This is a genomic window from Pseudooceanicola sp. NS-SX8, assembly GCF_057380755.1.
In genome coordinates, this window is the sequence record NZ_CM170819.1 from 633,598 (window position 1) to 643,048 (window position 9,451).

A 9,451-nucleotide genomic window follows, 5' to 3' on the forward strand; every position below is an offset into this window, starting at 1 on the left:
GCCCCGGCGTTGCGGCATGAATTGCGCGACCGGGAGAGTCCCGGAAGGAGTGCCCGTCATGACCGAACAGCCGAAACTGCGCCTTGGTGTGAACATCGACCACGTGGCCACCGTGCGGAATGCCCGCGGTGGCGCCTATCCGGAGCCGCTGCGCGCCGCGAAGCTGGCCGAGGCGGCGGGATGCGACGGGATCACCGCCCACCTGCGGGAAGACCGCCGGCATATCTCCGACGCGGATATCGAGGCGCTGGCGGCGGCCCTGACGGTGCCGCTGAACTTCGAGATGGCGGCCACCGACGAGATGCAGGCCATCGCCCTGCGTCACAAGCCCCATGCCGTCTGCATCGTGCCCGAGAAGCGCGAGGAGCGCACCACGGAGGGCGGGCTGGAAGTGGCCAAGGATGAGAACCGGCTGGCGCATTTCATCGCGCCGCTGCGCGAGGCGGGCTGCCGGGTGTCGATCTTCATCGCCGCCGACAAGCCGCAGATCGACGCCGCGCACCGCATCGGGGCCGAGGTGATCGAGCTGCACACCGGCGCCTATTGCGACGCCCATGCCGAGGGCCGCTTCGACGACCGCGACGCCGAGCTGGAGCGCCTGCGCGAGATGGCGACCTATGGCCATTCCCTGGGGATGGAGATCCACGCCGGCCACGGGCTGACCTACGAGACGGTGCAGCCGATCGCGGCCTTCCCCGAGGTGCGGGAACTGAACATCGGCCACTTCCTGATCGGCGAGGCGATCTTCCGCGGTCTGCAGCCCGCCATCGCCGAAATGCGCCGCCTGATGGACGAGGCGCGGGCCTGATCAGCCGGGGCGCCCGGCGCCACCGCCGATAGTGCCCTCGACAGTCCCCCCGTTGACGATGCCCCGGTGGCCGAGCCCCTCGGCCCCGGTGCTGTCGATCAGCCATTTGCGGAAGAGCCGCTGTTCGGGCGACAGCGACAGTTCCCCGTGCGACAGCAGCCAGTAGCGCAGGTCGGTCCGGTGGAAGCGCGGGATCGGCGCGCAGATCCGCCCCTGGTCCAGCGCATCGCGGCAGAGCGTTTCGAAGCTGAGGAAGACGCCCGCGCCCGACATGGCTGCGTCGAGGCAAAGCGAAGCCTCCGAAAACTCCGGCCCGTCGCGCAGGGGCAGGCCGCCCGCGCCCTCGGGCATCAGCCAGTCATCCCAGGTGTACATCGCATTGGTGTCGCGGATGATCGGCACCGAGGCGAAGTCCTGCTGGCTGGTGATCGTGCGGGCCATTTCCGGGGAACAGACGGGCACGATGCGCAGCGGGAAAAGCACCTGGGCGCGCAGCCCGGGATAGGGGCCGCGCCCGATGCGGATGGCGAAGTCGAGGTCGCCGTCGTTGGGGTTGGCCAGCGCCACCTGGCTGTCGAGCCGTACCTTGAGATCCGGGAAGGCCTTGTAGAAGGCCGGCAGCCGCCAGATCAGCCAGCGCGCGGCGAAGATCGGCGCGCAGGAGATCGACAGCTGTCCCCCCCGGTCGCGCCGCCCCAGTTCCGCCGCCGCCGTCAGCTGGCGAAAGCCAGAGGTGAGCAGGCGGAAGAATTCGCCGGTCCCGGGCAGGGGCACCATGCCGCCCGGGCGCCGGTCGAAGAGCTTGTGACCCAGGGTGTCCTCGGCCCGGGCGACCTGTTGGGAGACGGCGCCGGGGGTGATCCCCAGCTCTTCGGCGGCAAGGCGCAGGGCGCCGGTGCGGGCCACGGCCTCCACCGCGCGGAGGTTGTTCAGGTGGATGCGGTTCAGCGGGTTCATATAGCTTAGCTAAACCCAGCTATACGTTTGCTGCAATTAAAAAGGGGTGTGGGAGGGGCTATGTTGGGCTCATCTGAAACCAAGAAAGGAGAAGACCATGTTCAATTGGTTCCGTTCTGCCCCTCGCGCCACATCGCGCGAGCCGATGGACCACCCCGAGATCGCGCGGATGAGCCTGCGCGAACTGGCCGACCTGCCGATGGTGCCGCCGATGGCCCCGGCGCGGGAGGCCCGCCAGGACAACCGCAGCGCGGTGTCCGCCAAGGCGCGCCACGCGGCCTGCTGAGGGGTGACGCCGGACCGCCCCCTGGCGGTCCGAACAAATTCCGCAAGGACCGCCTCAGGCGGTCCTGATGCTTTCCAGCATGTGTTCCAGACCCTGACGGATTTCGGTCGGCGTGCCACTGGCGCCGCCGCCCGAGACGTTGTTGCGATCGGCCTGAAACACCAGCGCGGCCAGGGTCAGCGCTTCCTGCTTGCTGAGCTGGACATGGGAAGAGAGCTTCTGCTGGAAGGCGGCAAGTTCGCTTTCCGTGATGAAGCGCAGGCTGTGCGCCTCCCCCGTGGCCGCTGCATTGGCGCTGGTCCTGGGGGTGCTTCCGCAAACGCTGGTGGCGAGGCGTGATCCCAGCAGGAAGCCGATGATGGCCCCGACCGAGATGCCGACGACGCCGCCTCCGAGACCGGCCCAGGCGACCGCGGCGGTGCCCACGACCTTGAAGGTGATCTGGCAGGCCGACCATTTCTGGAAGTTCTGCAGGTCGTAGACGGTTTCATCGAAGAATTTTTCGATGGAGTCCGGGTCATCATTGTCGGGCATCTATGGCGCTCCTGAAACAGATTTGTCAAAACGGGCACAGGATATGGCCCGGTGACGGGCGCCCAACGGGAAATGCGCGATGATCCTCGGAATTGGCACCGACCTGGCGAATATCGACCGGATTTCCGGCACGCTGGAGCGGTTCGGCGACCGGTTCCGCAACCGTGTCTTCACCCCCACCGAACAGGCCAAGGCCGCCCGTCGCAAGGACGAGGCGGGCACCTATGCCAAGCGCTGGGCCGCCAAGGAGGCGTGCTCCAAGGCGCTGGGCACGGGGCTGGCCATGGGAATTTCCTGGAAGGACATGGCCGTCAGCAACCTGCGCACCGGGCAGCCGGTGATGGAGCTGACGGGCTGGGCCGCCGAACGGCTGGCCGAGATGACGCCGCCGGGGCACGAGGCCATCGTGCATGTCACCCTGACCGACGATCACCCCTGGGCACAGGCCTTCGTGGTGATCGAGGCCCGCCCGCTGGCGGGCTAGGTGCCGTGGTTGGGGCATAGGCGCCAGAACTGCAGTATACCTGAACTGCCGCATGGGCCGTGGTGGCCTGAGGGTTGATTTCGCCCGTGCCGGGCGAAGCCTCCGGCGGGGATATTTGCCGGCCAGAAAATGAAAGAACCTCTCGCCCATGATGGAACGAGAGGCCCATTTCCTGGCGCGGTCATCGGGATCCCTCCCTGTACCGCTCCGACAGGGTGTCACGGTGCTCGTTAAGAAAGTCTTTCATATATTTGCTGGCGGGAAATATCCCCGCCGGAGGCATGCGGCTTTCGCAGAAAGGCGCAACGCTGTGCACGCGGTCGCCGGCGGGCTGCCTTTGGCGCGGCGCGCGGCGGGGGCAACACGATCCCGGCACCGCGCACGTGATTTGCCGGGAGGTCTGTTGACTTGGCCCGCAGGCCCCCGCATGTAGCCAAGGCTTGCCGGGCGACCGGGAGTGCATGCAAACAGGCAGGAAGGACCGCGCGGTCATGGCGAAAGACCACGGCGAAAGCAGTTTCATCTGGGAAACCATCAAGACGATCTTCTGGGCGCTGATCATCGCGGGCGTGTTCCGCAGCCTCTTCTTCCAGCCGTTCTGGATCCCCTCGGGGTCGATGAAGGACACGCTGCTGGTCGGTGACTTCCTGTTCGTGAACAAGATGGCCTATGGTTATTCCTATGCCTCCTGCCCGAACATCAAGATCAACAAGTTCGGCATCGACCTGGACGCGCGCGACATCTGCGGGTTCCTGGACAACGACAACTCCCGCCTGATGGGCAGCGAGCCGGAGCGCGGTGACGTGGTGGTCTTCCGCCATCCCGTGACGGGCGAGGATTACATCAAGCGGGTGATCGGCCTGCCGGGTGACAAGATCCAGATGATCGACAGCCTGCTCTACATCAACGGCGAGCCGGTGAAGGTCGAACCCAACGGCACCTTCGTGGAGACCTACGAGCCGCAGGGCCCGCAGGGCCGCGCGCCGCGCTGCGCCAACGACGTGGTGGGCATCGGCGGCGACTGCGAGAAGGAGCGGTACACCGAGACCCTGCCCAACGGTGTCAGCCATGACATCCTGAACATCGGCTATTCGCCCAGTGCCGACGACACCGGCGTCTTCGAAGTGCCCGAGGGCGAGTACTTCATGATGGGCGACAACCGCGACAACTCCACCGATTCGCGCTTCAGCCAGGCGCGCGACGGCGTGGGCTTCGTGCCCTTCGAGAACCTGATCGGCCGGGCGGACCGGGTGATCTTCTCCTCCGGCGGGCGGTCGCTGCTGTTCTTCTGGGACTGGCGCAAGGACCGGTTCTTCGAAAAGATCAGCTGATCGGCCCCATTCGGGACCCGAACAACAGGCCGCCGCCCTTGCACGGGCGGCGGCTTTGCGCTTTCTAGGGCGGCAATCCGCAGCATGGGGTGTGGCCGATGAAGATTTCGAGCGAGCTGAAAGCCTTTCAGGACCGTCTGGGCCATGATTTCGCCCGGCCGGAGCTGATCATGCGCGCGGTCACCCATTCCTCCGTCAGCAGCCCGACGCGGCCGGACAACCAGCGGCTGGAATTCCTGGGCGACCGGGTGCTGGGCCTCGTCATGGCCGAGGCGCTGCTGGGCGAGGACAAGGGCGCGAGCGAGGGCCAGCTGGCGCCGCGGTTCAACGCGCTGGTGCGCAAGGAGACCTGCGCCGACATCGCCCGGGAGATCGAGCTGGGCGAGGTGCTGAAGCTGGGCCGGTCGGAGCAGATGTCGGGCGGGCGCCGCAAGCAGGCGCTGCTGGGCGATGCGATGGAGGCGGTGATTGCCGCGGTCTACCTGGATGCCGGTTTCGACGCCGCGCGGGAGATGATCCTGCGCCTTTGGGGCGCCCGGATCGCGGAGGTCGAGGAAGACGCCCGGGACGCCAAGACCTCCCTGCAGGAATGGGCCCAGGCGCGGCGTCTGCCGCCGCCCGCCTACGTGGAGGTCGGCCGCGAGGGGCCCGACCATGCCCCCGTCTTCACCATTGCCGCACGGCTGAAGACCGGCGAGGAGGCCAGGGCCAAGGCCAGTTCGAAACGCGCCGCCGAACAGGCCGCCGCCACGGCCCTGCTGGCCCGGGTCGAGGGCAGCAAGTGAATCCCAACGTCAAGGGAAGCCTGTTCATGGTCCTGGCCATGATCGGCTTCGCCATCGAGGATGCCATCTTCAAGGGCATCGCCCAGACCCTGCCCGCGGGCTTCACCACGCTGCTTTTCGGCATCACCGGCACGCTGTTCTTCTGCCTGCTCTGCTGGAAGCAGGGCGAGCCCGCGCTGACCCGGGACGCGCTGCGCCCGCGACTGCTGATCCGGTCCGCGATCGAGCTTGTCGGGCGGCTGTTCTTCGCGCTGGCGCTGGCCTACACGCCGCTGAGCTCCACCTCTGCCATCCTGCAGGCGGCGCCGCTCTTCGTGACGCTGGGGGCGGCGGTGCTGCTGGGCGAGCAGGTGGGGCCGCGCCGCTGGACGGCGATGGCCGTGGGGTTCGCGGGGGTGCTGATGATCATCAAGCCCACGCCGGAGGCCTTCCAGCCGCAGTCGATCTTTGCCCTGCTGGGGATGATCGGCTTTGCCGGGCGGGACCTGGCGACGCGGATGGCGCCGCCGGCCGTGTCGGGGCGGCAGCTGGGCACGCTGGGCTTCATGGTGATCATCTGCGCCGGGATCATCTTCATGTGCTTCGATGCCGCGCCGCCGCGCCTGCCCACGGGGAGCGAGGCCCTGCGGGTGCTGCTGCTGGGCGCCGTGGGCGTGTCGGGCTACACCGCGCTTACGGTCGCGATGCGGTCGGGGGAGATTTCGGTCGTGGCGCCCTTCCGCTATTCGCGGCTGTTGATCGCGCTGGTGCTGGCCTTCGTCTTCTTCGGGGAGCGTCCGGACCTGTGGACCCTGGCGGGCGGGCTGCTGATCGTGGTGTCGGGGATCTATACCCTGATGCGGTCGGGCCGGCGGGGGTGAGTTCAGCACTTTGAAGGCCGGGCAGGATTGAAGGCCGGGTTGGATTGAAGGCCGGGCAGGATTGAAGGCCAGGCTGGATTGAAGACAGGGCTGGATTGCTGCTGTAAAAGGATCTAGAGAGCGCACTTCGCTTGAAGGACCAGACCATGAGCACATCGGCGGGCTTCGTCGCCCTGATCGGAGAGCCCAATGCGGGCAAGTCGACCCTGACCAACCGGATGGTCGGCGCGAAGGTGTCGATCGTCACGCACAAGGTGCAGACCACCCGCGCCCGCATTCGCGGCGTCGCGATGGAGGGGGATGCGCAGATCGTCTTCGTCGACACGCCCGGCCTGTTCCGCCCGCGCCGCCGGCTGGACCGTGCCATGGTTGCCGCCGCCTGGGGCGGGGCTGCCGATGCCGATGTCATCGTCCTGCTGATCGAGGCGCATCGCGGCATCACCGAGGGCGTGGAGCGGATCATCGAAGGGCTGCAGGAACTGGCCAAGGGCCGCCGCGTCGCCCTGGCGATCAACAAGATCGACCGGGTCGAAAGCCCCGTGTTGCTGTCGCTGACGAGCCGGATGAACGAGCTTTATCCCTTTGAGGAGACCTTCATGATCTCCGCCGAGAAGGGCCATGGCGTGCAGGATCTGCGCAAGTGGCTGGCGGGCGTCATGCCGGAGGGCCCCTGGCTTTACCCCGAGGATCAGATCGCGGATCTGCCGATGCGGATGATCGCGGCCGAGATGACGCGGGAGAAGCTGACCCTGCGGCTGCACCAGGAACTGCCCTACCAGCTGACCGTCGAGACGGAGCACTGGGAGGAGCGTAAGGACGGAACGGCGCGGATCGATCAGATCATCTATGTCGCGCGCGACGGCCACAAGGGCATCGTGCTGGGCAAGAAGGGCGAGACGATCAAGGGTGTCAGCAAGGCCGCCCGCGAGGAGCTGGAAGAGTTCCTGGGCCGCAAGGTGCACCTGTTCCTGCAGGTGAAGGTGCGCGAGAACTGGCTGGAAGAGAAAGAGCGCTATTCGGAAATGGGGCTCGATTTCCGCGACGGGAACACCTGAGGCGGCGAAGCCGGCGGGCAGAGTCCTAGCCGTAGGGGATTTGGCCTGGGGCGCTTCAAAGGGGGGCCTTGCCCCCCGGCGTCCTGCGGACGCCTCCCCCCGCGGATATTTTCAGCCAGAAAATGGGTGGGCCGGGGTGCCTTGTGGCGAGTCTTGGTATGGGGCCCCGAGATGGGGTGTCAGCTGTCGCGGGCGGCGCGGTGTGCGCGCAGGCGGGCCACGATGCGCCACCAGGTCACGCCGACGAGCAACAGCATGGCGCCTGCGGCATGCAGGCCCGCGCCCCTGAGGCCGGGCACCAGGCCGGTGAAGAAGCTGGCCGAGGCGGCGATGCCGAGAAGGATCAGGATCAGGGCGGGAATGGGCATGCGGCGCGGTCCGGGGTGTTCTTGGGGGCGTTCTGGGGGCGTTCTTGCGGTCTGTCGGGAGGCAGGCTAGGCCGGGAATGAGCCGAAAGAAAGGCGAAGTTGCCCGGAAGCGGGGTGGCCTTCGGAAAGGAACATGCGATGCGGTTGACGGCACGGATCTGGGTGGATGCCTACCTGGCGCGGCTGAGGATCGAGGGGATCCCGGCCTTTGTCGTGGCCCATGGCGATGACCAGGCGGGCGCGGTTCTGGTCAAGATGAACACCCTGGATGGTCAGGCGGTGCTGTACCAGCGCAGTTTCGACCTGATGACCGGCGAAAGGCGCTGGATCGTCCTGTCGGAGGGCGGCGAGCGCGAGGTGGATGATGCCGCCGATCGCCAGCGCGGCTTTGACCCCGATCTTTGGGTGATCGAGGTGGAGGACCGGCAGGGGCGGCATTTGCTGGATCAGCCGGGGCTGGCGGACTGAGGCCCGATTTGGTTCGGGCTGGTCTGCTCAGGTCCTGCGGATCACCCGGGCCAGGACGGCCAGGACGATGCCACCGGCCAGGAAGCCCAGGCCGACCATGCCGGACCAGACGGCGACCCCATCCCAGCGGACTTCGCCCGGATCGAGGAAGAAGTAGGGGTAGGTGCCGTCAGCGCGGCCCCGCAGCAGGGCGTAGACGATGTAGAGCGCGGGCCAGATCAGCCAGCTGACGGCCCAGGACAGGCGCACCCGGGTCTTGCGCGCAAAGCCCGCCCACCAGGCGAAGGTGACCACCGGCAGGACGCTGTGCAGCCCGTGGTCGGCGATGAGCGCGAGGCCGTCCCGCTCCGTCGCGAGCAACAGGTGGTAGACGAGGCCGGTCATCACTTCCCACAGGGCCAGCCCGCCCAGCCACCACCCGCCGAGCGCGCGGCGCGACACCCCCATGGCCGCGAAGCTGAGCAGCGTGGCGAGGCTGGTCAGGATGGTGAAGTAGCGCAGCATGTGCCAGGCGACCTGCGGCGGCGTATCGCCGGGCCGGTCGCCGGAGGTGACGACGTATTGTGCAGCCACTGCGGCGAGCGCCAGGAGCGCGATCAGCCGGGCCGCGAAAAGGGCGGAGGCGGACAGGGTATTTGAGCGAAAATCCATGCCGGGAAGCTGCGCCATCTTGCCCCGGGCCGCAAGCCCGCCGATGATGACCGGCATGGAATGGCGCGAGGAAGGGATCCTGTTATCTGTCCGTCCGCACGGAGAAAGTGCGGCGATCGCGGATGTGTTCACGCCGGGCCGGGGGCGCCACGCGGGGCTGATCCGGGGCGGTTCCTCCCGCAGGCTGGCGCCGGTGCTGCAGCCGGGGGCGCAGCTGGACATCGCATGGCGCGCGCGGCTGGAAGACCAGCTGGGCACCTTCACCGTCGAACCCGTACGGTCCCGCGCGGCGCAGAGCCTGGGCGACCGGCTGGCGCTGGCCGGGCTGGGCGCCGTCTGTGCCCTGCTGTGCTTTGCCCTGCCGGAGCGGGAGGCGCATGGGCGGCTCTATACCCTGACCGAACAGTTGCTGGACCTGATGGAGCAGGGCGAGCTGTGGCCGCTGGCCTACCTGAGGTGGGAAATGGCGCTGCTGGAGGATACCGGGTTCGGCCTGGACCTGACGAGCTGCGCCGTGACCGGCGCGGTCGAGGGGCTGGCCTATATCTCCCCCCGGACGGGGCGGGCGGTGACGCGGGCAGGGGCGGGGGACTATGCCGACCGGCTGCTGCCGCTGCCGCCGGTGCTGCGGGGCGAGGGCGATGCGTCGGATGCGGAGGTGCTGGAGGCGCTGCGGGTCACCGGGCATTTCCTGGAGAACCACCTGGCGCCGGAGCTGGGCACGAAGCCCGTTCCCGATGCGCGGGCGCGGCTGATGCGGCAGATCGCGCGACGGGTTGCCGCGGGGCCTGTCGAAGGCGCGGCGGCGGGGAAGGTCGGGGGCTGAGCCGGCCCTGGGGGAGGCCCAGCCCTGGTGGCGTACAT

The 9,451-nt window shown here is 68.0% G+C and carries 13 protein-coding genes; 9 read left to right on the plus strand and 4 right to left on the minus strand.

Annotated features, from left to right (window positions below; translation table 11 throughout):
* Positions 1-58: 58 nt before the first annotated feature.
* The gene (locus tag AC2IR1_RS02855; protein WP_486474770.1) at positions 59-808 is read left to right on the plus strand and encodes a pyridoxine 5'-phosphate synthase; all 750 of its coding nucleotides are present in this window, start codon (positions 59-61) and stop codon (positions 806-808) included.
* Here AC2IR1_RS02855 and AC2IR1_RS02860 read toward each other — a convergent pair whose 3' ends face one another.
* Positions 809-1,765: a LysR substrate-binding domain-containing protein gene (locus tag AC2IR1_RS02860; protein WP_486474771.1), complete on the minus strand. Its 957-nt coding sequence runs from the start codon at positions 1,763-1,765 to the stop codon at positions 809-811.
* Between the two features lie 97 nt (positions 1,766-1,862).
* On the opposite strand from AC2IR1_RS02860, the gene AC2IR1_RS02865 reads away from it, so the two are divergent.
* Entirely contained in the window at positions 1,863-2,051 is a 189-nt protein-coding gene (locus tag AC2IR1_RS02865; RefSeq protein ID WP_486474772.1) for a hypothetical protein, read from the plus strand.
* 54 nt (positions 2,052-2,105) lie between these two features.
* Here AC2IR1_RS02865 and AC2IR1_RS02870 read toward each other — a convergent pair whose 3' ends face one another.
* Entirely contained in the window at positions 2,106-2,585 is a 480-nt protein-coding gene (locus tag AC2IR1_RS02870) for a hypothetical protein (RefSeq protein ID WP_486474773.1), read from the minus strand.
* A 79-nt stretch (positions 2,586-2,664) separates the two neighbouring features.
* Between AC2IR1_RS02870 and acpS the strand changes: the two genes are divergently transcribed.
* From acpS to era, 5 genes are all read left to right on the plus strand, one after another.
* Positions 2,665-3,069 carry a holo-ACP synthase gene (gene acpS, locus AC2IR1_RS02875; protein ID WP_486474774.1) on the plus strand — a complete coding sequence of 135 codons (405 nt, stop codon included), beginning with the start codon at positions 2,665-2,667 and terminating at the stop codon, positions 3,067-3,069.
* Between the two features lie 491 nt (positions 3,070-3,560).
* Positions 3,561-4,400 (plus strand): signal peptidase I, encoded by an 840-nt coding sequence (gene lepB / locus AC2IR1_RS02880; protein ID WP_486474775.1) that lies wholly within the window; start codon positions 3,561-3,563, stop codon positions 4,398-4,400.
* A 98-nt stretch (positions 4,401-4,498) separates the two neighbouring features.
* Positions 4,499-5,185, plus strand: a complete 687-nt coding sequence (gene rnc, locus AC2IR1_RS02885; protein ID WP_486474776.1) for a ribonuclease III — start codon at positions 4,499-4,501, stop codon at positions 5,183-5,185.
* Complete coding sequence (locus AC2IR1_RS02890; RefSeq protein WP_486474777.1) at positions 5,182-6,045, plus strand: DMT family transporter; 864 nt, start codon at positions 5,182-5,184, stop codon at positions 6,043-6,045. The genes rnc and AC2IR1_RS02890 overlap by 4 nt, the downstream gene beginning before the upstream one ends.
* Before the next feature lie 146 nt (positions 6,046-6,191).
* The gene (era, locus tag AC2IR1_RS02895) at positions 6,192-7,100 is read left to right on the plus strand and encodes a GTPase Era (protein ID WP_486474778.1); all 909 of its coding nucleotides are present in this window, start codon (positions 6,192-6,194) and stop codon (positions 7,098-7,100) included.
* Positions 7,101-7,279: 179 nt separating this feature from the next.
* Here era and AC2IR1_RS02900 read toward each other — a convergent pair whose 3' ends face one another.
* Positions 7,280-7,468: a hypothetical protein gene (locus AC2IR1_RS02900; RefSeq protein WP_486474779.1), complete on the minus strand. Its 189-nt coding sequence runs from the start codon at positions 7,466-7,468 to the stop codon at positions 7,280-7,282.
* A 138-nt stretch (positions 7,469-7,606) separates the two neighbouring features.
* Between AC2IR1_RS02900 and AC2IR1_RS02905 the strand changes: the two genes are divergently transcribed.
* Positions 7,607-7,936, plus strand: a complete 330-nt coding sequence (locus AC2IR1_RS02905) for a DUF1491 family protein (RefSeq protein ID WP_486474780.1) — start codon at positions 7,607-7,609, stop codon at positions 7,934-7,936.
* 27 nt (positions 7,937-7,963) lie between these two features.
* Here AC2IR1_RS02905 and AC2IR1_RS02910 read toward each other — a convergent pair whose 3' ends face one another.
* Entirely contained in the window at positions 7,964-8,644 is a 681-nt protein-coding gene (locus AC2IR1_RS02910; RefSeq protein WP_486474781.1) for a Pr6Pr family membrane protein, read from the minus strand.
* Between AC2IR1_RS02910 and recO the strand changes: the two genes are divergently transcribed.
* Positions 8,643-9,413 (plus strand): DNA repair protein RecO, encoded by a 771-nt coding sequence (gene recO, locus AC2IR1_RS02915; protein WP_486476364.1) that lies wholly within the window; start codon positions 8,643-8,645, stop codon positions 9,411-9,413. The two genes, AC2IR1_RS02910 and recO, sit on opposite strands and share 2 nt — an antisense overlap.
* Positions 9,414-9,451: the final 38 nt, after the last annotated feature.

What these genes read in the sequence shown, in the direction of transcription:
- AC2IR1_RS02855 (WP_486474770.1), top strand. Translation starts at nt 59, where the DNA reads ATGACCGAACAGCCGAAACTGCGCCTTGGTGTGAACATCGACCACGTG.
- AC2IR1_RS02860 (WP_486474771.1), bottom strand. Translation starts at nt 1,765, where the DNA reads ATGAACCCGCTGAACCGCATCCACCTGAACAACCTCCGCGCGGTGGAG.
- AC2IR1_RS02865 (WP_486474772.1), top strand. Translation starts at nt 1,863, where the DNA reads ATGTTCAATTGGTTCCGTTCTGCCCCTCGCGCCACATCGCGCGAGCCG.
- AC2IR1_RS02870 (WP_486474773.1), bottom strand. Translation starts at nt 2,585, where the DNA reads ATGCCCGACAATGATGACCCGGACTCCATCGAAAAATTCTTCGATGAA.
- acpS (WP_486474774.1), top strand. Translation starts at nt 2,665, where the DNA reads ATGATCCTCGGAATTGGCACCGACCTGGCGAATATCGACCGGATTTCC.
- lepB (WP_486474775.1), top strand. Translation starts at nt 3,561, where the DNA reads ATGGCGAAAGACCACGGCGAAAGCAGTTTCATCTGGGAAACCATCAAG.
- rnc (WP_486474776.1), top strand. Translation starts at nt 4,499, where the DNA reads ATGAAGATTTCGAGCGAGCTGAAAGCCTTTCAGGACCGTCTGGGCCAT.
- era (WP_486474778.1), top strand. Translation starts at nt 6,192, where the DNA reads ATGAGCACATCGGCGGGCTTCGTCGCCCTGATCGGAGAGCCCAATGCG.
- AC2IR1_RS02900 (WP_486474779.1), bottom strand. Translation starts at nt 7,468, where the DNA reads ATGCCCATTCCCGCCCTGATCCTGATCCTTCTCGGCATCGCCGCCTCG.
- AC2IR1_RS02905 (WP_486474780.1), top strand. Translation starts at nt 7,607, where the DNA reads ATGCGGTTGACGGCACGGATCTGGGTGGATGCCTACCTGGCGCGGCTG.
- recO (WP_486476364.1), top strand. Translation starts at nt 8,643, where the DNA reads ATGGAATGGCGCGAGGAAGGGATCCTGTTATCTGTCCGTCCGCACGGA.
- AC2IR1_RS02910 (WP_486474781.1), bottom strand. Translation starts at nt 8,644, where the DNA reads ATGCCGGTCATCATCGGCGGGCTTGCGGCCCGGGGCAAGATGGCGCAG.